At 65.3% G+C, this 22,420-nt stretch carries 25 protein-coding genes; 19 read left to right on the forward strand and 6 right to left on the reverse strand.

The window, feature by feature from the left end:
- Nucleotides 1-177: 177 nt before the first annotated feature.
- From IT472_RS03665 to IT472_RS03675, 3 genes are all read right to left on the reverse strand, one after another.
- The gene (locus IT472_RS03665; protein ID WP_297178550.1) at nucleotides 178-858 is read right to left on the reverse strand and encodes an RDD family protein; all 681 of its coding nucleotides are present in this window, start codon (nucleotides 856-858) and stop codon (nucleotides 178-180) included.
- Nucleotides 858-1,403 carry an RDD family protein gene (locus tag IT472_RS03670; RefSeq protein WP_297178553.1) on the reverse strand — a complete coding sequence of 182 codons (546 nt, stop codon included), beginning with the start codon at nucleotides 1,401-1,403 and terminating at the stop codon, nucleotides 858-860. Before IT472_RS03670 ends, IT472_RS03665 begins: the two co-directional genes overlap by 1 nt.
- An 82-nt stretch (nucleotides 1,404-1,485) precedes the next feature.
- Complete coding sequence (locus IT472_RS03675; RefSeq protein ID WP_297178556.1) at nucleotides 1,486-2,028, reverse strand: gamma carbonic anhydrase family protein; 543 nt, start codon at nucleotides 2,026-2,028, stop codon at nucleotides 1,486-1,488.
- Nucleotides 2,029-2,066: 38 nt separating this feature from the next.
- Between IT472_RS03675 and IT472_RS03680 the strand changes: the two genes are divergently transcribed.
- The 11 genes from IT472_RS03680 (at nucleotide 2,067) to rpmG (ending at nucleotide 11,720) form a co-directional block, all read left to right on the forward strand.
- Complete coding sequence (locus tag IT472_RS03680; RefSeq protein ID WP_297178559.1) at nucleotides 2,067-3,479, forward strand: coniferyl aldehyde dehydrogenase; 1,413 nt, start codon at nucleotides 2,067-2,069, stop codon at nucleotides 3,477-3,479.
- A 94-nt stretch (nucleotides 3,480-3,573) separates the two neighbouring features.
- Nucleotides 3,574-4,671, forward strand: a complete 1,098-nt coding sequence (gene queG, locus IT472_RS03685) for a tRNA epoxyqueuosine(34) reductase QueG (protein ID WP_297178562.1) — start codon at nucleotides 3,574-3,576, stop codon at nucleotides 4,669-4,671.
- Nucleotides 4,668-5,441, forward strand: coding sequence for an exodeoxyribonuclease III (gene xth, locus IT472_RS03690; RefSeq protein WP_297178565.1), 774 nt, complete (start codon nucleotides 4,668-4,670; stop codon nucleotides 5,439-5,441). The genes queG and xth overlap by 4 nt, the downstream gene beginning before the upstream one ends.
- Nucleotides 5,442-5,687: 246 nt before the next feature.
- Nucleotides 5,688-6,326, forward strand: coding sequence for a 16S rRNA (guanine(527)-N(7))-methyltransferase RsmG (gene rsmG / locus IT472_RS03695; RefSeq protein ID WP_297178568.1), 639 nt, complete (start codon nucleotides 5,688-5,690; stop codon nucleotides 6,324-6,326).
- A 55-nt stretch (nucleotides 6,327-6,381) separates the two neighbouring features.
- Complete coding sequence (locus IT472_RS03700) at nucleotides 6,382-7,176, forward strand: AAA family ATPase (protein WP_297178571.1); 795 nt, start codon at nucleotides 6,382-6,384, stop codon at nucleotides 7,174-7,176.
- Complete coding sequence (locus IT472_RS03705) at nucleotides 7,173-8,114, forward strand: ParB/RepB/Spo0J family partition protein (RefSeq protein ID WP_297178574.1); 942 nt, start codon at nucleotides 7,173-7,175, stop codon at nucleotides 8,112-8,114. The genes IT472_RS03700 and IT472_RS03705 overlap by 4 nt, the downstream gene beginning before the upstream one ends.
- 13 nt (nucleotides 8,115-8,127) lie before the next feature.
- A complete protein-coding gene (locus IT472_RS03710; protein WP_297178577.1) occupies nucleotides 8,128-8,859 on the forward strand; it encodes a glycosyltransferase family 2 protein in 732 nt (243 codons plus the stop codon).
- A 20-nt stretch (nucleotides 8,860-8,879) separates the two neighbouring features.
- A complete protein-coding gene (locus IT472_RS03715) occupies nucleotides 8,880-9,203 on the forward strand; it encodes a lipid-A-disaccharide synthase N-terminal domain-containing protein (RefSeq protein WP_297178657.1) in 324 nt (107 codons plus the stop codon).
- Nucleotides 9,204-9,284: 81 nt separating this feature from the next.
- On the forward strand, nucleotides 9,285-11,081 hold the full coding sequence (locus IT472_RS03720; protein ID WP_297178580.1) for a DUF885 family protein: 1,797 nt from the start codon (nucleotides 9,285-9,287) through the stop codon (nucleotides 11,079-11,081).
- Nucleotides 11,082-11,305: 224 nt separating this feature from the next.
- Nucleotides 11,306-11,542: a 50S ribosomal protein L28 gene (rpmB, locus tag IT472_RS03725; RefSeq protein WP_297178583.1), complete on the forward strand. Its 237-nt coding sequence runs from the start codon at nucleotides 11,306-11,308 to the stop codon at nucleotides 11,540-11,542.
- A gap of 13 nt (nucleotides 11,543-11,555) precedes the next feature.
- The gene (gene rpmG, locus IT472_RS03730; protein ID WP_114960770.1) at nucleotides 11,556-11,720 is read left to right on the forward strand and encodes a 50S ribosomal protein L33; all 165 of its coding nucleotides are present in this window, start codon (nucleotides 11,556-11,558) and stop codon (nucleotides 11,718-11,720) included.
- Here rpmG and IT472_RS03735 read toward each other — a convergent pair.
- Both IT472_RS03735 and IT472_RS03740 read right to left on the reverse strand, forming a co-directional pair.
- On the reverse strand, nucleotides 11,713-12,054 hold the full coding sequence (locus tag IT472_RS03735; RefSeq protein WP_297178591.1) for a hypothetical protein: 342 nt from the start codon (nucleotides 12,052-12,054) through the stop codon (nucleotides 11,713-11,715). The two genes, rpmG and IT472_RS03735, sit on opposite strands and share 8 nt — an antisense overlap.
- Nucleotides 12,055-12,168: 114 nt before the next feature.
- Nucleotides 12,169-13,029: an undecaprenyl-diphosphate phosphatase gene (locus IT472_RS03740; protein ID WP_297178594.1), complete on the reverse strand. Its 861-nt coding sequence runs from the start codon at nucleotides 13,027-13,029 to the stop codon at nucleotides 12,169-12,171.
- Between the two features lie 264 nt (nucleotides 13,030-13,293).
- Between IT472_RS03740 and glnA the strand changes: the two genes are divergently transcribed.
- Nucleotides 13,294-14,703 (forward strand): type I glutamate--ammonia ligase, encoded by a 1,410-nt coding sequence (glnA, locus tag IT472_RS03745; protein WP_297178597.1) that lies wholly within the window; start codon nucleotides 13,294-13,296, stop codon nucleotides 14,701-14,703.
- Between the two features lie 168 nt (nucleotides 14,704-14,871).
- On the opposite strand, the gene IT472_RS03750 is transcribed toward glnA, so the two are convergent.
- Complete coding sequence (locus IT472_RS03750) at nucleotides 14,872-16,695, reverse strand: EAL domain-containing protein (protein ID WP_297178600.1); 1,824 nt, start codon at nucleotides 16,693-16,695, stop codon at nucleotides 14,872-14,874.
- Nucleotides 16,696-16,905: 210 nt separating this feature from the next.
- On the opposite strand from IT472_RS03750, the gene IT472_RS03755 reads away from it, so the two are divergent.
- The 7 genes from IT472_RS03755 to IT472_RS03785 all read left to right on the forward strand — a co-directional run bounded on the left by IT472_RS03755 (nucleotide 16,906) and on the right by IT472_RS03785 (nucleotide 22,415).
- On the forward strand, nucleotides 16,906-17,940 hold the full coding sequence (locus IT472_RS03755; protein ID WP_297178602.1) for an ATP-binding protein: 1,035 nt from the start codon (nucleotides 16,906-16,908) through the stop codon (nucleotides 17,938-17,940).
- The gene (gene ntrC / locus IT472_RS03760) at nucleotides 17,933-19,354 is read left to right on the forward strand and encodes a nitrogen regulation protein NR(I) (RefSeq protein WP_297178605.1); all 1,422 of its coding nucleotides are present in this window, start codon (nucleotides 17,933-17,935) and stop codon (nucleotides 19,352-19,354) included. Before IT472_RS03755 ends, ntrC begins: the two co-directional genes overlap by 8 nt.
- Before the next feature lie 89 nt (nucleotides 19,355-19,443).
- Nucleotides 19,444-20,013 carry a superoxide dismutase family protein gene (locus IT472_RS03765; RefSeq protein WP_297178608.1) on the forward strand — a complete coding sequence of 190 codons (570 nt, stop codon included), beginning with the start codon at nucleotides 19,444-19,446 and terminating at the stop codon, nucleotides 20,011-20,013.
- On the forward strand, nucleotides 20,013-20,684 hold the full coding sequence (locus IT472_RS03770; protein WP_297178610.1) for a hypothetical protein: 672 nt from the start codon (nucleotides 20,013-20,015) through the stop codon (nucleotides 20,682-20,684). Before IT472_RS03765 ends, IT472_RS03770 begins: the two co-directional genes overlap by 1 nt.
- On the forward strand, nucleotides 20,681-21,268 hold the full coding sequence (locus IT472_RS03775) for a hypothetical protein (protein ID WP_297178613.1): 588 nt from the start codon (nucleotides 20,681-20,683) through the stop codon (nucleotides 21,266-21,268). The genes IT472_RS03770 and IT472_RS03775 overlap by 4 nt, the downstream gene beginning before the upstream one ends.
- Nucleotides 21,269-21,285: 17 nt before the next feature.
- Nucleotides 21,286-21,855, forward strand: coding sequence for a hypothetical protein (locus IT472_RS03780; RefSeq protein WP_297178615.1), 570 nt, complete (start codon nucleotides 21,286-21,288; stop codon nucleotides 21,853-21,855).
- A gap of 200 nt (nucleotides 21,856-22,055) precedes the next feature.
- The gene (locus tag IT472_RS03785; RefSeq protein WP_297178618.1) at nucleotides 22,056-22,415 is read left to right on the forward strand and encodes a hypothetical protein; all 360 of its coding nucleotides are present in this window, start codon (nucleotides 22,056-22,058) and stop codon (nucleotides 22,413-22,415) included.
- Nucleotides 22,416-22,420: the final 5 nt, after the last annotated feature.

Genomic DNA, 22,420 nt, shown 5'->3' on the forward strand with positions numbered 1-22,420 from the left:
CCGAGTTGGCGGGCCAGCCGACGGTAGACGGAAGGCACGTCGATGTCGGCCAAGCCACGCCAATGGATGTCGCCACGCGCCTTGCGCGGATGCGCAGCGCGGACATCCAGCCAGCGTTCGAATTCGGCCCACTCCTGCTGGTGGCGGGCGATGAACTGTTCCTGTCGCATCCCGGCCTCAGCCCCTGCCCAACAGCCAACGCGCGATGCCTGAAAGCCGAACCACCCCGGTCTCCCGACTGCCCCCGGACACCGGCGCGACCAGGTCGGCCAGCTCCATCTGGCGCTCCAGGGTGAGGTAGGGCGCACGTTCTGCAAACGCCAGCACGGCAACCTGTTCCTCCGGCCGCAGCGGCATCAACGGTGCCTGCACGTCGCCGATGCTGGGCACCGGCAGCGGCTGCACCGGACGCACATGCACCACCAAGGTCCCGGCCACCAAGTCACCCAGCCGTCGTCCCCAGGGATCGGCAAGACAAGACACCAGTCCGCAGGCATAGCCGAACGGCAGCATGTCCACCGTGCGCAGCAGGTTGCGCACGATCGCCGCCAGCCAACCAACCGGAGAACCGTCGCCGGACACCACCCGCAGGTCGAGCACGCGTTTGCCGGGCGTCTGTCCGTTCCATAATCCCTCACAGACAATCGGATAACCCCAGAACACCAAGAACAGCATCACCAGGTACACGCCCTGGCCGGCGTTGCCGAGCAGGCCCAACACCATCGAACACACCGACAACAGCGCCATCCGGATCACCAGGTCGATGCACCACGCCAGCGCACGTGGCACCGGCCCCGCCGCCGGCAGGCGCAGGGCGATTCCCTCGGGGGTTTCGAGGACACGGACGGTATCCAACATCAGACGTTCACGACGATGGTGTCGGCAAGCAGGTCGTGAAGGCAGCGCTTCTCATCGCCGAAGATGAACAACGGATCGGCCAGGCTGAACAGCCCGCCGACGAAAGGCACCGCCCCAGCCAGCATGGGCACCAGGTAACGCAGCACCAGCAACCGCCACAGTTCCGCGGGGGCACCATCGCTGCGGACGATGCGGACCTTCATCAGTTTCTTGCCCAAGGTCTGGCCGGTCTTCCATAGCCAGTAGATCTGGTAGGCGGTGAATCCAAGCACATAGAGGACGAATGCCACGACCACGCCAATCAGCAGCGGCGACTGGAAGGACTCCTGGGTGAGATTCCCCTGCGATCCCATGTACACGGCCATTCCGATGGCCAAGCCGAACGCCGGCACGCTGACGACCAAGCCGTCGATGAACACCGCAAGCAGGCGCGTCAATCGGTCCGCCTTGCGCAATCCATCGGGTGGCGCCAGCTCGCCCACTGCGGCGGTCGGCGCCGCATACGGATTGCTTTGGGTGCCATGGAAATCATCGCCTTCCCCCATCCCCATGCCCCTTACACCCTCCTCGCCCGAGTCGTGGCTACTTTAACCGCTGTGTGCTGCACCGCGAAACATCGACATCGGTTCAGCCGCCAGGTTCGGCGAGATAGGCGTCCTTGAGCCGCACGTAGTGGCTGGCGCTGTAATACAGGGCCTCAATCTCGGCCTCGGACAACTGCCGCACCTTCTTGGCCGGATTGCCCAGCCACAGTTCGCCTTCACCCACCACCTTGCTCGGCGAGACCAGCGCGCCGGCACCGACGAACGCGTGCTTTTTCACCACCGCGCCGTCGAGCACGATCGCACCCATCCCGATCAATGCGGCATCTTCGATCGTGCAGGCATGGATGATCGCCTTGTGGCCGATGGTGACGTCACTGCCGATGCGGGTGGCGAAACCGCCGCGCCGCAAGTGCGGGCCATCGTGGCTGACATGGATGACGGTGCCGTCCTGGACATTGGTGCGGTCACCGATGCGGATGAAATTGACATCGCCACGAACCACGGTGAACGGCCAGATCGACACGTCATCACCCAGTTCCACGTCGCCGGAAACGACCGACAACGGGTCCAGGTAGACGCGCTGGCCAAGGCGGGGCGCTTGCCCGAGATAAGATCGGATCGGCATGGCTGGATTCTATCCCGGAGCGCACTACACTTCCCGCCATGGATCCCATCCCAAGCACACCCGTCAACACCCTGCAGCCCACCCTGGAGCGGCTGCGCACGGCGTGGCAGGCGCGCAAGCCGGACTATCGGCAGCGCCACGACGACCTGTCGCGCCTGCGCGCCAACCTCAAGCGCCGGCTCGACGAGATGGCGCGAATCATCGCCAGCGACTACGGCCACCGCTCGCCGGACGAAACCCGAATCGCCGACGGCATGACCGCGCTGAACGAGATCGACCACCTGCTCAAGCACTTGCGGTCGTGGATGCGCCCTCAGCGGGTCGGCGTCGGTTGGCGGTTCTGGCCCGGCAGCGCGCAGGTGCGCACCGTTCCCTTGGGCGTGGTCGGGGTCATTGCCCCGTGGAACTACCCGGTCAACCTCGCCCTGATCCCGCTCGCCACTGCAATTGCCGCCGGCAACCACGTCTTCCTCAAGCCCTCCGAACACACACCGCGCACCAGCGCCTTCCTGCGCGACTTGCTCAACAGCACCTTCCCGGAAGACCGGGTGGCCATCGCACTGGGTGGTCCAGAGGTGGGCGCAGCGTTCTCGGCCCTGCCGTTCGATCACCTGGTGTTCACCGGTTCCACCGCGGTCGGTCGCAAGGTGATGGCCGCCGCCGCCCCCAACCTCACCCCGGTGACGCTGGAACTGGGTGGCAAGTCGCCGGCGCTGGTCTGCGACGACTACCCGATCGAGAAAGCCGCGGCCCGCATCGCCACCGGCAAATGGTTCAACTGCGGCCAGACCTGCATCGCCCCCGACTACGTGCTGGTGCCCAAATCCAAGCGCGACGCACTGGTGGCCGCGCTGCGCAAGGAAGTCCACCAGCGCTACGGCGAGAAGTTCGAGAACCTCGACGACTACACCCGGATCATCAACGCAGGCCAGTACGCGAGACTGCGTGGCTATCTGGACGACGCCCGCGTACGCAAGGTCGAACGCGTCACCCTGGCTGGCCACTCCGATCCCGACCAGCGCGTCATGCCACCCACCCTGCTGCTGGATCCACCGGACGATTCCCTGGTCATGCAGGACGAGATCTTCGGCCCGCTGCTGCCGATCAAGGGCTACCGCACGCTTGATGAAGCGATCGCCTACATCAACGCACGGGAGCGGCCGTTGGCGCTGTATCCCTTCAGCAACGACCGCGCCACCGTCGAACGCATCCTCAAGGACATCCTGGCAGGCGGGGTATCGGTCAACGACACCCTGTTCCATTTCGCCATCACCACCCTTCCGTTCGGCGGCGTCGGCGCCAGTGGCATGGGTGCCTACCACGCCCGCGCCGGCTTCGATGCCCTGAGCAAGCAGTTGCCGGTGTTCCGACAGGCCGGCTTCACCGGCGGCGACCGTCTCAAGCCGCCCTACGCGAAAGCACAGTGGCTGATCGACTTGATCGTCCGCTGACTGCGTTCCACGGGGGACTCGTTCCCCGCGCACCCGAGCAGCAACGACAGGTTCCGTAGACAACGCGACCGTGGTCGCACACGACACTGAGTTCATGTCCCTGCCAGCGGCCCCGATCGACTACGCGAAACTCGCCGCCAACATCAAGCGCTGGGCGCGCGAGTTCGGCTTTGCCGACGCCGGCATCACCGACATCGACCTGGGTGACGCCGCCGAGGGATTGCGGGCATTCCTCGCCGCCGGCCACCACGGCGACATGCACTGGCTGGACGAACGCGCGCACCTGCGCACGCATCCGGATGAACTGCATCCGGGCACGCTGCGGGTGATCAGCCTGCGCATGGATTACGCGCCACCCGACATCAAGAATGCGTGGGATGTGCTCCGCGACGACGGTCGCGCCTACATCTCACGCTATTCGCTGGGCCGTGACTACCACCGAATGATCCGCAGGCGACTGCAGAGATTCGCAGACCACATCCAGTCCAGCATCGGGCACTTCGGCTATCGGGTGTTCTGCGATTCCGCGCCAATCATGGAAAAACCGCTGGCGCAGAAAGCCGGCCTCGGCTGGCGCGGCAAGCACACGCTCACCCTGTCGCGCAGTGGCGGCTCGTATTTCTTTCTCGGCGAAATCCTCACCGACCTGCCGTTGCCCATCGATGCGCCGGTGCCCAACCACTGCGGCAGCTGCACCCGCTGCATCGACATCTGCCCCACCGCCGCCATCATCGCACCGTACAAACTCGATGCCCGCCGCTGCATCACCTACCTCAACATCGAGCACAAGGGTTCGATCGACCCAGAATTGCGACCGCTGATGGGCAACCGCATCTTCGGCTGCGACGACTGTCAGCTCATTTGCCCGTGGAACAAGTACGCCAAGGTCACCGTCGAGCCCGATTTCGCATCCCGCCACGGCCTCGACCATGCCCGCCTGATCGACCTGTTCGGCTGGAATGAGGCCACCTACCTCGACAAGACCGAAGGCATGGCCCTGCGCCGCGCCGGCCATGAAAGCTGGCTGCGCAACATCGCCATTGCCCTGGGCAACGCCGCCTACGCACAAGCGGTCGTGGACGCCCTCAACACCCGCCTCGACCATCCTTCCGAGGTGGTGCGCGAACATGTGCAGTGGGCGCTGGCCCAACAGGAAGAAAAGCGCCGGAAAGCCAATGGAATCCTCCCATGAAAATCGCCAGCTGGAACGTCAATTCCCTCAACGTGCGGCTCCCGCAATTGCTGGATTGGCTGCGTGAGTTCCAGCCGGATGTGGTGGGGCTGCAGGAAACGAAGCTGGAGGATCACCGCTTCCCGGAGGATGCACTGTTGGAGGCCGGCTACCGCAGCGTGTTCCATGGGCAGAAGACCTACAACGGCGTGGCGATCCTGGCGCGGTATCCGATGGCAGACGCGCAGATTGCGATTCCCGGTTTCGACGATGTGCAGGCGCGGGCGATCGCAGCGACGGTCAACGGCGTGCGCATCATCAACCTGTACGTGGTCAACGGTCAGGACGTCGGTACCGACAAGTACGACTACAAGCTGCGCTGGCTGGACGCGGTGCACGGCTGGTTGGCCGATGAATTGAACGCGCATCCGCAGTTGGTGGTGCTGGGTGATTTCAATATCGCCCCGGACGATCGCGACGTGCCGGATGCACAGGTTTGGAACGACGAGCACATCCTCACCTCGACAGCGGAACGCGCTGCGCTGCAACGCCTGCTCGCGCTGGGCCTGCACGACGGGCTGCGCCTGTTGCATGACGATGCTGCGCTGTTCAGCTGGTGGGACTACCGGCAGGCCGCGTTCCGTCGCAACCTCGGCCTGCGCATCGATCTCACGCTCGTCTCGGATGCGCTGAAAGATCGCATCGAAGCCGTGGGCATCGACAAGACCCCGCGCAGCTGGGAGCGTCCCAGCGACCATGCCCCAGCGTGGGTGCAGCTCACTCTGGGGTAATCATTTCTCGTCGTTCCCGCGAAAGCGGGAACCGAATGGCCCTCCGCTTCAAATCTGCGTGCGTCATGCTTTCTTGTCGTTCCCGCGAAAGCGGGAACCCATGGACGTTGTCTTTGAGCCGTGATGATCGCGGGTACGTCCATGGATGCCCGCCTTCGCGGGCATGACGAAGAACAAAGAGTTCTGCGCAAGAACAGGCCCTGATGGCCAAATCTTCCCTGCCCGCATCACTTCTACAATACCGGCATGCACGATGCACTTCGCCCCGAATTGGAAGCCGGCCTGCGTCGCTTCGGGCTGGATCCCGCGCTGGCCACGCCGCTGCTGGATTACCTGGCGCTGCTGGCGCGCTGGAACGCCGCCTACAACCTGACCGCGATCCGCAACCCGCGCCAGATGCTGACCAAGCACCTGCTCGATTCGCTGGCGATGCAGCCGTTCGTGGCCGATCTGAACACATTGGCCGACCTCGGTACCGGCCCCGGCCTACCCGGGATTCCGCTGGCCATCGCCACGCCGACGCTTGCCGTCACCCTGGTCGAAAGCAATGGCAAGAAGGCGCGGTTCCTGCGCGAGGCAGTGCGCAAGCTGGCATTGACGAACGTGACCGTGGCCGAGTCGCGGATCGAAGCCTTCCAGCCCGGCACGACCTTCGATGCGATCACCGCACGCGCACTCGCCACTTTGCCGCTGATCCTGCAACTGGGTGGCCACCTGCTCGGCGTCGACGGCCATTTGCTGGCGATGAAGGCCGCCGACTTCGAGGCCGAACTCGCCACCCTGCCGGCCGGTTGGTGCGTGCAGGCCATCCATCCACTGCAGGTGCCCGGACTGGACGGCCAGCGCCATCTGGTGGACATCGCCCGCGCCCCGGTTGCGGCATAATCAGCGGTTCCCGCACCGTTCCGGCCGCGGCAATCCCCCAGGAAGCGCACGCCGCATGGCCCGCATCATCGCCATCGCCAATCAGAAGGGCGGGGTCGGCAAGACCACCACCGCCGTCAACCTCGCCGCCGCGCTGGCGCGCACGCCGCAGCGCGTGCTGCTGGTCGATCTCGACCCGCAGGGCAATGCCACCATGGGCAGCGGGATCGACAAGCGCGAACTCGACACCTCGGTCACCAATGTCCTGCTGGGCGAGGCCGCGATCGGCAAGACCATCTTGCAGACTGAGGAAGTCTACGACCTGCTGCCCGGCAATATCGACCTGACCGCCGCCGAGATCCAGCTGATGGATCTCGACAAGCGCGAATTGCGCCTGAAACACGCGCTGGAAATCTCGCGCAGCAAGTACGACTTCATCCTGATCGATTGTCCGCCGGCACTCTCGCTGCTGACCCTCAACGCACTCACCGCGTCCGATTCGGTGCTGGTGCCGATGCAGTGCGAGTACTACGCGCTGGAAGGCCTGACCGCACTGCTGCAGACCATCGACGCGCTGAAAGCGAAGCTCAACCCCAACCTCGAAATCGAGGGCGTGCTGCGCACCATGTTCGACGTGCGCAACAACCTCGCCAATGCGGTCTCGACGGAACTGACCAACCATTTCGGCGAACTGGTGTTCCGCACCATCATCCCGCGTAATGTGCGACTGGCGGAAGCGCCCAGCCACGGCCGCAGCATCGTCGGTTACGACAAGGCCAGCCGCGGCGGAATCGCGTATCTTGGGCTGGCGGGGGAAGTGCTGCGCCGCCAGCGCGAGCGCATGCAGAAGGCGAAGGAGAGAGCGGAATGATGGCCAGCCGGAAGCCCGAGAAAAGCTCGACGAAGAAGCCGGTGCTTGGCCGGGGGCTCAATGCACTGCTCGGAAACATGGAGACCGCTGCCTCAGGGGTGCTGGAAGCGCAACCCGACGATGCGCTGCTGACGCTGCCGGTGGACGCGATGGTGCCGGGCAAGTACCAGCCTCGTCGCACCATCGACGATGCCAAGCTGGACGAGTTGACCGCTTCGATCAAGGTCCAGGGCGTGATCCAGCCGATCGTGGTGCGCGAGCGCAAGGGCGCCGACGGCAAAGGCAAGCGCACTTACGAAATCATCGCCGGTGAGCGCCGCTGGCGCGCAAGCCAGCGCGCTGGGCTGCGCGAAATCCCGGCGGTGGTGCGCGAGGTCGATGACCGCACCGTGGTCGCCATCGCGCTGATCGAGAACATCCAGCGCGAGGATCTCAACCCGCTGGAAGAAGCACAGGCGCTGCAACGGCTGATCGATGAATTCGACCTCACCCACGCCGCAGCCGCCGAAACGGTGGGACGCTCCCGCGCTGCGGTGAGCAATCTACTGCGCCTACTGGAGCTCCCGGAGGCGGTACGCCTGCTTGTGCGCGACGGTTCCATCGAAATGGGCCATGCCCGCGCGCTGCTGCCGCTGGCCGAGCCGATGGCGATTTCCCTTGCCCGGCAAGCCGCAACGGAAGGTTGGTCGGTGCGACAGGTGGAATACCGGGTGCAGGAGCTGGGCGCCGGCAAGCTGCCGGCAAACGGCAAGCGCAAGCCGCCCAAGGCGCGCACCCCACAGGCCGACATCGCCGCGCTGGAACGCGAACTGTCGGACACGCTGGGCAGCAAGGTCAACGTGCTCAACGGCCGCGGCAACAAGGGCAAACTGGTGATCCACTACGCCGGTCTCGACGCCCTCGACGGCGTGCTGGAGCGGCTGCGCCGCAAGCCGTGAGCCAGCGCGCGCCGTGAGCACGGATCCGCAACTGGCCATCGTCGTCCCCGTCTGCAACGAGGAAGACAACATCGGGCCGCTGGTGAGGGAAATCGTCGCCGCCCTGCGCGACCGGATCGCCTTCGAGATCGTCTACGTCGATGACGCTTCGCGTGATGCCACCCTCGCACGACTGCTCGCAATGCAAGCGTCAACGCCCGAGCTGCGGGTGATCCGCCACCGCGCCAACGCCGGCCAGAGCACCGCCGTGCGCAATGGCGTGAAGGCCGCGCGCGCACCGTGGATCGCCACCCTCGACGGCGACGGCCAGAACGACCCGGCCGACATCCCCAAACTGTTGGACCAGCGCGACGCCGCGGCATCAAACGTGAAGCTGTTCGCCGGCTGGCGGGTGCAGCGCAAGGATTCCGGCAGCAAGCGCTGGGCCTCGAAATTCGCCAACGGCCTGCGCGCCCGCCTGCTGCGCGACGCCACCCCCGACACCGGCTGCGGGATCAAGCTGTTCGAGCGCGACGCCTTCCTCGACCTGCCCTATTTCGACCACATGCACCGCTACCTGCCGGCGCTGATGCAGCGCGCCGGCTGGCAGACCGTCAGCGTGCCGGTCAACCATCGCCACCGCACTGCAGGCGTGTCCAAATACAACAATCTCGGCAGGGCAATCGTCGGCATCCGCGACCTGTTCGGCGTGCGCTGGCTGATCGCACGCAGCCGCCGCACCGACGTCGAGGAGCAGCAGCCTTGATCCTCGGGCCGACCGGCTTGATGGACACGCCGATCGCCGCGCTGGCGTGGACCGGCATCCACATGACGCCGTGGAAACTGATCGGCTTGACCGGCGCATTGATGTTCGGTGGTCGCTGGGTGGTGCAGTTCATCGCCAGTCGCCGCTACGGCAAGCCCGTCATCCCGCGGCTGTTCTGGTACATGAGCATCCTGGGCAGCCTGATGACACTGAGCTACTTCGTGTTCGGCAAGAACGATTCGGTCGGCATCCTGCAGAACCTGTTCCCCACCTTCACCGCCTGCTACAGCCTGTATCTCGACATCCGCCACCGCGGCTGGCATCGCGATCGCGCGGATCATTGAACGCATCGGGCGTTCGGTCACTTTCGCCGTGCGCTGGCAGCGGGCTACGATCCGGATTCCCATCCGCTGGATCTTCGCAACGTGAACAAGCTTCTGCTTGCCCTGTGCCTGCTGCCCGCATTTGCGAGTGCACAAACCGCTCCCGTCGCAAGCCCGCCGCCACAGGCCACGTCGTCCAATCCTGCCGATGCCGCCTTCCGTTCGATCTACGAGGCCGAGTGGACGTGGCGCATGGCGCAGGGCAGCGGCGGTGACGAGGACAGCGACAACAGCACGATTGCGAATGCCCGCTTGCCCGACGTCAGCCCGCAGGCGCAGGCGCGCCGGCTGGCCTACCTCGATGACGTGCTCAAGCGGCTCGACCGGGTGGACGTGGCGGCGCTGTCGCCGGCGGAAGCGGTGAACTTCGCGGTCTATCGTCCGCAGATCGAGCACAAGGCCGCGTCGATCCGTTTCCGTGACTACGAGATGCCGTTCAATTCCGACAGCTCGTTCTGGTCGAACCTCGATTTCATGGCCGGTGCCGAATTGCGCGATGCCGCCGCCTACCGTGCCTACGCCGCGCGCCTGCGCGATGTGCCGCGCTACTTCGACCAGCAGATCATGAACATGCGCGCCGGCCTTGCGCGCGGATTCTCGGTGCCACAGGCGGTGCTGGCCGGGCGCGACGGCTCGATCGCAATGACCGCCGAGCTCAAGGACCCGGAGCAGTCCTCGCTGTGGGCACCCTACAAGCAGATGCCTTCGACCATTCCCGCGGCCGAGCAGGACGCGCTTCGGGCCGAAGGCCGCGCCGCGATCCGCGAGGCGGTGATTCCCGCCTTCGGCAAGTTGCTCCCCTTCTTCCGCAACGAATACATGCCCAAGGCGCGCCAGACGCTGGCCGCAGAAGCAATGCCGGACGGTGTGCAGTGGTATCGCGAACAGATCCGCGCCTACACCACGCTGGATCTTTCACCGGACGAGATCCACGCCATCGGCCTGAAGGAAGTGGCCTCGATCCACGCCGAGATGGACGCGATCATCGACCAGGTCGGCTTCACCGGCCAATCGCCGCAAACCCGCTTCGCCGATTTCCTGCAGTTCCTGCGCACCGATCCGCAGTTCTACGCCAAGACCCCGCAGGAATTGCTCAATGAGGCGGCGTGGATCAGCAAGCGCGTCGACGGACAGGTCGGCCGGATCATCGGCACCTTGCCGCGCGGCCGCTTCACCATCGTGCCGGTGCCGGCATCGATCGCACCCTTCTGGACCGCGGGCCGCGGCGGCGCCGATACCTATTTCGTCAACACCTACGACCTGCCCTCACGCCCCCTCTACAATCTGCCCGCGCTGACCCTGCACGAATCAGTGCCGGGACATTCGCTGCAGCAGCAACTGGTGCGCGAACAGGGCGCGCTGCCGGGCTTCCGCAAGGAATACATCAGCGCCTACGGCGAGGGCTGGGGCCTGTACAGCGAATGGCTGGGCAAGGAAATGGGCATCTACCAGACGCCCTACGAAAACTTTGGTCGCCTGACCTATGCAATGTGGCGCGCCTGCCGGCTGGTGATCGACACCGGCATCCACCACATGGGCTGGACCCGCGCCCAGGCCATCGCCTACCTGAAGGACAACACTGCCCTGTCTGAGCACGAAGTCGAGACCGAAGTGGACCGCTACATCAGCTGGCCGGGCCAGGCGCTGTCCTACAAGCTCGGCGAGCTGACGATCCTGCGCCTGCGCCGCGAAGCGGAGGCCGCACTCGGCGCGAAGTTCGACGAACGCGCCTTCCACGACGTGATCCTCTCGCAAGGATCCGTGCCATTGCCGGTGCTGGAGTCGCAGGTGCAGGCGTGGGTGGCATCCGTTCAAGCAGCGCCGCCAGCAGCCCCGTAAGTGCGCACCGCAGGTGCGCGATGGCTTTCGCAGGAATACCGCAAGCAACATCGCGGCCCTGCGATGCACTCCTACCGGCGTACTTGGCGGTAAGTGCTTGCGCGGAAAGGAAAACTCCTGCATAATGCGCGGCTCGCTGCCTGTTGCAGCGACTCCCGGCGATCGCGTCGGGGCCGCCGTCACCCGGGCTACGGGCGACATCCACACACCAATCGAGGTGCCCAGTGTCCAAAGTCTGCCAACTCACCGGCAAGCGCACGACGACCGGCAACAACGTCTCGCACTCCAATCGCAAGACGCGTCGTCGCTTCCAGCCCAACCTCCACGAGCGCCGTTTCTGGGTCGCCTCGGAGAACCGTTGGGTCAAGCTCCGTGTTTCCAATGCCGCGCTGCGCACCATCGACAAGAACGGCATCGACGCCGTCCTCGCCGACCTGCGCAAGCAGGGCGAGAAGGTCTGAGGAGAACTGAATCATGGCTTCCAAGCGCGACAAGATCCGCCTGATCTCTTCGGCCGGCACCGGTCATTTCTACACGACCGACAAGAACAAGAAGAACACCCCGAACAAGATGGAGGTCAGCAAGTACGACCCCGTCGTTCGCAAGCACGTGATGTACAAGGAAGGCAAGATCAAGTGACGTCGTGGCGCGTTTTCGCTACGCGAAAACGCCTTTGCCACGACGTCATCCCCGCGAATGCGGGGATCCATGCCATATCCGGATTCACGTCATCCCCGCGAAAGCGGGGATCCACCTTTGTCAGTACATCATCCCGGACGCCGCACTGCGGCGATCCGGGATCCAGCCTCCAGCAGGAGCCCGCAGCAATGCGGGCTTCTGCGTTTCTGTCGGGCTGGATCGAACGAAAGAAAGCCCCAAAATGGATTCCCGCTTTCGCGGGAATGACGAGCAATACCCCGGTTTTTCGAGGCCGCCGAAAGCTTTTGATGCGGATCAGGACGGAGAACCACATCAGATCAATCCGCGTTCATCCGCGTCAATATCCATCAGCAAGCGTGGATCCTGCCGCGCAAAAAACCCGCCAACCGGCGGGTTTTTTTTGCCAAAGCGAGTCCACGCGAAGCGATCAGCTGCCCGTCGGCAACCACAGCAACAGCGCCACGCCCAGCGCGACGCGGTAGATCGCAAACGGCGTGAAGCGATGACTCTGGATGTAGCGCAGCAGCCATTTCACCGCCACAAAGGCCGTCACCAGCGCGGCCACGAAAGCGACGCCGAGGGCGGTCCAGTCTTCATTGCCGATCTGGCCATGCCGCACCAACGACAACAACGCGTAACCGGTGGCGGCGAACATGGTCGGGATGCCGACCAGGAAGGCGAACTCGGTTGCTGCCACCCGGCTGGTGGTGCCGGCCAGCAAGGCGATGAAGATGGTGGTGGCGCTGCGCGATGTGCCCGGGAACACGCCGGCCACGATCTGCGCGACGCCCACCAGCACCGCCGTGCCCCACGCGATGTCCCGGCGCTCCCCCAGTTTGGCGGCGCGGGCGGCCGCAAGGTGCTCGGCCACCACCATCCAGACCGCGCCAATCACCAAGGCCCAGGCAATCGGGCGCACCGCGTCGGGCAGTTCCCAGCCCAACTTCTTGACCAGCAACCCGCCCACGGCGGTGACCCCGAACGCGACCAGCAGCTTGAGCGCGTAATTGCGCGCCTGCGTGGGTGAGGCCAGTCCGGCGGGCGTGCCTGCGGCCAGCGCGGGTGATGCCCCACGACCGAGGAAGGCCAGCAGCATTTCCCACAGGCGCTGACGGTAGATCAGGGTCACCGCGAGGATGGCGCCGGCCTGGATCGCAATGTTGAACAACTCACTGCGATGCCCCAGCCAACGTTCGGCGATCAACAGGTGGCCGGTGCTGGAAATGGGCAGGAATTCGGTGATGCCTTCGATGATGCCGAGCAAGAGCGCGGCGAGCAGGTCATTCATGTGGGGATTCGGGATTCAGAGAAGTGGGATGCCGCAGGATGGCGTGCAGGATAACGGAAGCAGATATGCGCTGTTTTTATGCATTTGTCGCGCGTGCCGCACTATTTTGGTGCATTCCTGATTCTTTCCAATAAACAAGTCCATAGAAATCAATACCTTGTGAAACATGTGCCGTTGGCACGATCCCTGCGTTAGCAGGTGCGTCGGCCGCATCGTGCCGAACGGCCAATTCCGTTTCCGTCCCTCCAAACCCAGGTGCCCCGCATGTCCATCGAACACGTAGAAGCCCTCATCAAGACCCACAAGATCGAATTCGTTGACCTGCGCTTTGCTGACATGCGCGGCGTCCAGCACCACGTGACCTTCCCGGCTTCGATCGTCGATGCCGGTCTGTTCGAGGACGGGCGCATGTTCGACGGCAGTTCGATCAATGGCTGGCGCGGCATCCAGAACTCGGACATGGTGCTGCTGCCCGATGCCGCCACCGCCTTCATCGATCCGTTCACCGCCGATCCGACCCTGGTGCTGAGCTGCGACATCCTCGATCCCACCACCATGCAGGCCTACACCCGTGATCCACGTGGCGTGGCCCGTCGCGCCGAAGCCTTCCTCAAGGCCAGCGGGATCGCCGACCAGGCCTTCTTCGGTCCCGAGCCCGAGTTCTTCATCTTCGACTCGGTGCGCTTCGCCAATGAGATGGGCCACACCTTCTACCAGGTCGATTCCGAAGAAGCGCACTGGAACTCCGCGCGCGACTACGCCGGCGGCAACAGCGGTTACCGGCCGATGGTGAAGGGCGGCTATTTCCCGGTCGCGCCGCTGGATTCGCTGCACGACCTGCGTGCGGAAATGTGCAAGACCTTGGAAGCCGTCGGCATCGAAACCGAAGTGCACCACCACGAAGTGGCCAACGCCGGCCAGTGCGAGATCGGCACCCGCTTCAACACCCTGGTGAAGAAGGGTGACGACCTGCTGGCGATGAAGTACATCATCAAGAACGTCGCCCACCGCAGCGGCAAGACCGCCACCTTCATGCCCAAACCGATCGTGGGTGACAACGGCAGCGGCATGCATGTCCACATGTCGCTGGCCAAGGGCGGCGTGAACCTGTTCTCCGGCGACGGCTACGGCGGCCTTTCGCAGATCGCGCTGTGGTACATCGGCGGCATCTTCAAGCACGCCCGCGCGATCAACGCCTTCGCCAACTCCACCACCAACAGCTACAAGCGCTTGGTGCCGGGCTTCGAAGCGCCGGTGATGCTGGCCTATTCGGCCTCCAATCGTTCGGCCTCCTGCCGCATCCCGTATGTGTCGAACCCGAAGGCACGACGCATCGAAATCCGCTTCCCGGATCCGATGAACAGCGGCTACCTGACCTTCGCCGCCCTGCTGATGGCCGGCCTCGACGGCATCAAAAACCAGATCGATCCGGGCGCACCCAGCGACAAGGATCTGTACGACCTGCCGCCGGAGGAAGAGAAGAACATCCCGACCGTCTGCCATTCGCTGGATCAGGCGCTGGAAGCGTTGGATGCCGACCGCGACTTCCTCAAGGCCGGCGGCGTGTTCACCGACGATTTCATCGATGCCTACATCGGCCTGAAGATGAAGGAAGTCACCGCATTCCGCGCCGCCACGCATCCGCTGGAATACCAGCTGTATTACACGATCTGACCGCTGCTGGCGCAGGGAACCTATCCCTCTCAACCAGGCAAGACGCCAAGGCCCGCAGCGATGCGGGCCTTGTGCGTTTGGCGGCATGACACCCCGTGAGCGCCGAAACCAATCCGCACGATGTCTTGCGCTTGAAAAGTCCGATTGACGTGGGAGCCTGCGGTCCCGTCAGAGTACCTTGGTCCTGACCAGTGTCACGAAATCGACCTCGGGGACGGCCGGCGACCAGTAGTAGCCCTGCCCGAATTCGCAGCCCAGCTCCCGCAATCGCTGCAGTGCCGCGGCGTCTTCGACGCCTTCAGCAACCACGCTCAGATTCAGGCAATGCGCCATTTCCACGATCGCGCGCACCAGTGCTTCGTCGTTGGCATCGGCGCAGATCCGGTCCACGAACGAGCGGTCGATCTTCAGCCGGTGAACGGAGAGCCGGCGCAGATAGCCCAGGTTGGAATAGCCGGTGCCGAAATCATCGATGGCGATGCGCACGCCATGGCGCCGCACGCGCTGCAACATATCGACGAGGTCGCGGGTATCGAGGACCAGCGAGGATTCCGTCAACTCCAGCTCCAGCGCATCGCCCGGCAAGCCGGAGGCGGCCAGCGCGGTCGCCACCACGACATCGAAATCCTCGCGTCGCAGTTGCAGCGGCGACACGTTGACCGCCACGGTCAAATCGCCCAGGCCCTGTTCGCGCCACGACTGCGCGTCCAGGCAGGCTTGCCGCAACACCCAATCGCCGATCTCGTGGATCAGGCCACAACGCTCGGCCACCGGGATGAAGGTCGCGGGCGGAATGAAGCCACGTTCCGGATGCTGCCAGCGCAGCAGTGCCTCGGCACCAACGATCCGGCCAGCCTCGAAATCGATCTGCGGCTGATAGTGCAGGCACAGTTCACCATTGCCCAACGCAGTGCGCAGGCCGGCGGCGAGGTGCAACTGCTCGGCCACGCTGTCGTTCATGCCGGTGTTGAAGAAGCGGAAGGTGTTGCGACCGGATTCCTTGGCGTCGTACATCGCAAGGTCGGCATTCTTGAGCAAGCGGTCGACGTCTTCGCCATCGCGCGGGGATACGGTGATGCCCATCGAGGCAGTCACCAGCACGTCCATGCCATTGACGTTGAACGCCTCGCGGAACACCCGGGTGAGCTTGGTGATCACGGTCGCGATTCCGTGTTCGCTCTTCAGGTTGCCCAGCAGGATCACGAATTCATCGCCGGAGATGCGGGCGACGGTATCGGTGTCACGCAGGACGCTGCGCAGCTTGACCGCGACCTGCAGCAACAGCGCATCGCCGGCAGCATGCCCCAGCGAATCGTTGATGGTCTTGAAATTGTCGAGATCGAGGAACACCACGGCGACGATGCGGCCATCCTCGACACGCTGGACCAGCAACTGTTCCAGCCGGTCGCGTCCCAGCAATCGGTTGGGCAGCCCGGTCAAGGCATCGCTGTGCACCAGCCGTTCGATTTCCTGCCGAGACACCAGCAACGCCCGCTTCTCGCTCTCCAACTGGGCGATGGCCTGGGTCAGATCGTTGGAAATCATCTGCACCAACATCCAGGTCACGAGCAGGATCAAGGCCAACTCGGCCAGCCGAATCCACGGCGGCGAATCCTGGATGCTGGGCAGGATGCCGTTCTGGTCCAGCACGAACACCAGCACCAGCGAGGCCAGCAGGAACAGCACCAGCGCCCGGGTCAGCCTACGCGCCCCCAGCATCGCGGCCAAGACCACGAGGGTGGGGTAGGCCATCGGCGCTTCGTCATAGAGTCCCTGGCCGGCAAACATCAAGGCAGCCAAGCCGAGCGCCAGCGACAGCACCATCAGCTGGATCGCCTGGGTCGACTGGCCCCGCGCGTTGCGCCACAGGGTCAGCAGCAACAGGGCGACGACGCCGGCGTCGAACACCGCCGACATCCAGCGCTCGCGGAACACATTCACCAAGGCCAGCGCGCCGAACACGCTCAGCACCACCCAGGCGATCTGGCGCACGCGCAATGCGTCGAGGGCCAAAGGCCGCCACGAAACGCCCCCGTCCACCGGCATTGGATCCGGTCGTGCCATGGTTTCCGCATGGGTGTGCACGTCTGCCGTGCACGGGGAGACTACCATTCATTGTCTGCTCTCACGACCACCCGTGAGCATGACGACATGCGGCACGGGGCTGTTGCGTCGCTGGCTGTTTGCACTAAATTAGTGCAAATGAAAGCACCCGCTGTCGACGAAGCCACCTGGGATGCGCTGAGCACACCCCTGCTGCGGCTGGATGCGGCCGGACGGATCGTCCTCGCCAACGCTGCCTGTGCGCGCTGGCTTGGGGTCAGCCGCCGGCGCTTGCCTGGCCTGCAGGCGGGCGCGCTGGAACCTGAGGGCCAACAATTGGCCGGACAACTGGCCAGCGCCCCGCAATCTCCGGTTCGCCTGCGCGGCATCGGACTTGCAGTTCCCGGCAGTGAGGCCACCCGCTTCGCCGATCTTTGGCTCACCCCGACCGATGCCGGCTACTGGCTGGAACTGCATCCGGTCGATGAATTCCCCGGCGCCGATCCGGCGCAGTTGCTGCCGGCGGCGTTGACCGCCTCGCTGCAGGGCCTGGCGCATGAACTGCGCAACCCCTTGGCCGGCATCAAGGGTGCGGCGCAGCTGCTGGCACGACGGGTCGACCCCGAGGCACGCGAGCTCACCACCATCATCGAGGGCGAGGCGCAACGCTTGGCATCGCTGGTCGAACGCCTGCTCAACCCGGCGCCAGCGCGTGCGCTGTCGGCCGTCAACGTACACGCCGTGCTGGAACGGGTGGTGCGCCTCGCCGAAAGCGATGCCGGCTGGGCGGTGCGCCTGCAGCGCGATTACGACCCGTCGCTGCCCGAGCTGCCGGGCGATCCCGACGCACTCACCCAGTCGGTCTGGAACCTGGTCCGCAACGCGATCGAGGCCGGCGCCGGCAGTGTCACCCTGCGCACCCGCGCCGAACACGGCGTGCGCATCGGCGAGGTGTTGCAGCCGCTTGCATTGCGACTGGACATCATCGATGACGGTCGCGGCGTGCCGCCGGAGCTGGCCGAGCACCTGCTGCTGCCCTTGGTCAGTGGTCGCGCCGACGGCACCGGGCTCGGGCTGGCACAGGCGCAGCAAGTGGCGCGTGCGCATCGTGGCGTGCTGGTGTGGCGCTCGCGCCCGGGCCACACCGTGTTCACCCTGCTGCTGCCACTGACCGCGGAGGACGCCGATGGCTGAGCCTGCCCTGCTGTGGGTGGTCGACGACGATCGCTCGATTCGCTTCGTTCTGTCCGCGGCATTGCGCGAGGCGGGCTATCCGGTCACGGCGTTCGCCAGCGCCGATGAGGCACTGCTCGCGCTGGACGCGGGGCAACGGCCGGCGCTGGTGTTGGCCGATGTGCGCATGCCCGGCACCGACGGACTGGCCCTGCTCGACCGACTCAAGGCGCAGTTGCCGAAGCTGCCGGTGATCGTGATGTCGGCGCACACCGACATCGCCAGCACCGCCAGCGCGTTTCGCGGGGGCGCGCAGGAATTCCTGTCCAAGCCGTTCGATCTGGATGCAGCGGTCGAACTGGTGCGTCGTTGTCTGCCCGAGCTCGAAGCCACGCCGGAGACGCCACCTGCTTTCGATGTGCGCTCGGCACCCTCCACGGACTTGATCGGCCAGGCACCGGCGATGCGGGCGCTGTTCCGTGCCATCGGCCGCTTCGCCCAGGTCCCGCTGTCGGTGCTGATCACCGGCGAGACCGGCACCGGCAAGGAGCTGGTCGCGCGCGCCCTGCACCGCGAGTCGCCACGTGCAGGCAAGCCCTTCGTGGCGCTGAATACCGCCGCGATTCCCGCCGAGCTGCTGGAGTCCGAACTGTTCGGCCACGAAGCCGGCGCGTTCACCGGAGCACAAAAACGCCATATCGGTCGCTTCGAACAGGCCAATGGCGGCAGCCTGTTCCTCGATGAAATCGGCGACATGCCGGCCGCATTGCAGACGCGCCTGTTGCGGGTATTGGCTGAAGGCGAATTCTTTCGGGTCGGCGGGCGTGAATTGATCCGCGTCGATGTGCGGGTGATTGCCGCTACCCACCAGCCGCTGGAAGTCTTGGTTGAACAGGGTCGCTTCCGCGCCGACCTGCTGCACCGACTCGACGTGGTGCGCTTGCACCTGCCGCCGCTGCGGCAACGCCGCGAGGACATCGCCCTGCTGGCGGCGCGCTTCCTCGCCCATGCCGCCGCCCGCTTGCAGTTGTCGCCACGCAAGCTCTCCGCCGCCGCTCTGGAGCGTCTGCGCGAGCACACCTGGCCCGGCAACGTGCGCGAGCTGGAGAACCTGTGCTGGCGGTTGGCGGCGCTGACGCCGGGCGAGACCATCGCCGCCAATGACCTGATGCTGACCCACGCCGCTGTCGCACACCCGCCGGGCACCACCACGCAAGCCAGCGCATGGACAACGGCACTCGCGGCCTGGGCCCGGGAACAACTCGAAATCGGCAATGCCAGTGTGCATGCGCAAGCACGCGAACGCCTCGACCTGACCCTGCTCGAGGTCGCGATGGCGCTGCACGAGGGCCACCGCAGCGAGGCCGCCGCCGCCCTCGGCCTCAGCCGCAACACCGTGACCCGCAAGCTCGGCTCCTCACGCAAGCGCCGCTGAGGTTGCACCTCGCACCATCAACGCCGGCTTGTCGGCAAAACTCCGGCACAGGCATAGTGTGTCCATCTGCGCACGAAAGGAGTCCTTGCATGCAGCCTGCCTTCCGCATCGCTCTCCCCGTTCTGCTGACTGCGGGCCTTTCCGCCTGCGCCAGCGCACCCACACCCCGTCCGCACACATCGGCAACCCCAACCCCGACCGGGCCGGTTCGCCATGCCGTGGCCAACCTCGCCGCGGCCTCCGGCACCCTGGTCAGTGGACGCCTCCTGCTGGCCACGGAATCGGGTGGCGTGCGCATCCGTGGCGACATCGGTGGCCTGCAGCCTGGCAGCAGCCACGGCTTCCACATCCACGAAAAAGGCGACTGCAGCGCGGTGGATGCCAGCACGGCTGGCGGCCACTTCAACCCGGACAGCAAACCGCACGGCCGCGCCGGGATGGGCACGCACCACAGTGGCGATGCCGACAACCTCGTGGCCGATGCCCATGGCGTGGCCCATGTCGATGCTTTTCTCCGCGGTGTCGATCTGGGCGCTGGCAGCCACGACATCCTCGGCCGCGCAATCATCGTCCACGCCGCGCCTGACGACTACAGCAGCCAGCCCTCCGGCAACGCCGGAGCGCGGGTGGCCTGCGGGGTGATCCGACTGGTGCCGTGATGGGCCATCGGCTGGATGTCCGGTTCCGGCGGGAATTTCCGCTACTCGTTCCAAACCCGAAACGGACCGCTGCCATGCCCATCCCGATCCGCGCCTGCCTGCCTTTCGCCCTGTTGGCCTTGGTCGCGTGTTCGCCGAAGCAGCCGGATGCCGCAGCCGCGCCCTCTCCGGCCATGACGCCCGCCGCGCCGTCTGCATCCATGGCCATTGCGTCCGCGGACGACAAGAAATGCACCACCGAGCCGCGCACCGACCCCAACGACAAGCGCCCGCGCTGCGGCGGCATGGGTGGTGCCACGGTGCCTGCAACGCGCGCCTACAGCATCGGCGTTGCCGGGATGGGCACGACCACCTCGGGCGACGATTGCGTGGCCAAGCCATACGACGTCTGCGACATCGACAAACCCTTCAGCACCGAATTCTGCGGCCTCACGCTCACCCATACGCCCGCCAGCCGCACCGGCGGCACGTTCGAGGTGCAGCTCACGGCCGCCGGCGTTGACTACAAACAATCAGGCACCTACACGCTGAGCGGTCCCGAGAACAGGCTGACGGCGACCTATGCCACCGCCGAGATGTGCGCGCATACGGGAGGCCAGGCGCTCTGCGTGCCGCAGCCGGCCCGCACCACCACCTGGACCAGGATCAGCGATTGCAAGGCGGCGCCATGAACCAGCGCCACCTCCCTGCCTTCGGTTTCACCACGCTGGCGTTGCTGACGCTGGCCGCCTGTTCGCCGCAATCCAGGAGCCCGCCGTCGACTGCGACGCCCGCGCCCGCTGCATCGACGCCGGTCACTCCTGCGGCCGCACCGAAACCGGACGAGCACTGCACCAACGAGCCCAAGACCGATCCCAACGACAAGCGCCCGCGCTGCGGTGGGATGGGTGCGCCTCCTGCAAGTGCGGCTGCACACGCGTACCGGATCGACAGCGTGACCTGTCCGGGTGGCGGCCACGAGAGCATCCAAGTCTGTGACATCACCAAGCCGTTCACCAACACCGTCTGCGGCGGCATGGCAGACATTACCCACACGCCCACCAGTGATCGTGGCGGCACGTGGTCATTTGTGTTTCGAGGCGCGGGCGGCACTGCCGACAGCAATGGCACCTACACCCTCAGTGGATCGGAAGCATCGCTGACCGAACACGTCGTCGGCAACAAGATCTGCGTCCACGCAGGCGGTCGAACCATCTGCACCACACCGCGCCCGAGCACCTCCACCTGGACAAAAATCGCGAGCTGCAAACAATGAGTCTCTTTCACACATCCGTGTTCGCACCTCTGTCCATCGGGGCTTTCGCCCTGCTGCTGGTCGCCTGCGCACCCAAGCAGGAGCAGCCGGCACCATCTGCCACACCCCAGGCATCAACAACGACGCCGCCTGCGACCGCGGCCGGCACCCAGCCGGAAGAAAAATGCACCAACGAACCGCGCACGGATGAAAACGACCAGCGCCCGCGCTGTGGCGGCATGGGCGCGCCCCAGGTGGCATCGCATGCGTATCGGATCACCCTCGATAACGGTGAGTCCTTCACCGCCTGCGATATCACCCAGCCGTTCAACGGCAAGATCGGTCGCGACATGATCAGCATGGACTTCACGCCCAGCAGCGCCAGCGGCGGCACGGTGAAGTGGCATTTCGCCGGTGCCGGCGGCACGGTGGACATGGCCTACGACTACCGCCTGAGCGGCCCGGAAGAACGCATGACCGGCACCTTCCAGGCCAGCTCCGCAGTCTGCGGCAAGGCCTCGGGCCTGACTGCCTGCGCGGCGGCAAAGCAGCAATCGTTCACTTCCACCTGGACCCGCATTCCCGCCTGTACGGACAGCCCGAAATGAACCGGCGCGTTCTAGTTCCACTCTGCTGCATTGGCATCTTGCTGGCCGCCTGCAGCCCGAAATCCGCGCCTTCAACCAAAGCGCCACACGCCGCCGCGCCGGCAACCGCACCTGCGGCGATCGCCAGCGCAACGCCCGAAGATAAATGCACCAACGAACCGCGCAGGGATGAAAACGACAAGCGACCGCGCTGTGGCGGCATGGCTGCGGCTATCCCTGCTTCGCGTGCGTTCCACATCGTTGGCGGCAGCGGCGATCCGGTGGATCAAGTCGTCTGCAATATCGACGAAAAATTCGTCTTGAACGGAAAAATGTTCGGCGTCGAATTCAGCGGCGGCATGGACGGCACCTACAAGTTCGTGCGCACGCCGAACATTCCGGGCCTGAGCTGGAATGCCGGCGGCCGCTATCACATCGAATTCCCGGACGGCGCGGACAAGCCCGGCACGATGACCACCGAGGGCGGTGGCACGATTCATGCCGGCGCGCAGGCGCGCACCACCAGCGGCGGCGAGCGTTTCACCCTGACGCCGGCATCGGCAGGCACCTGCACTCCGTGATTCCG

It is taken from the genome of Thermomonas sp. (assembly GCF_020850895.1).
Taxonomy (GTDB): Bacteria; Pseudomonadota; Gammaproteobacteria; order Xanthomonadales; family Xanthomonadaceae; genus Thermomonas.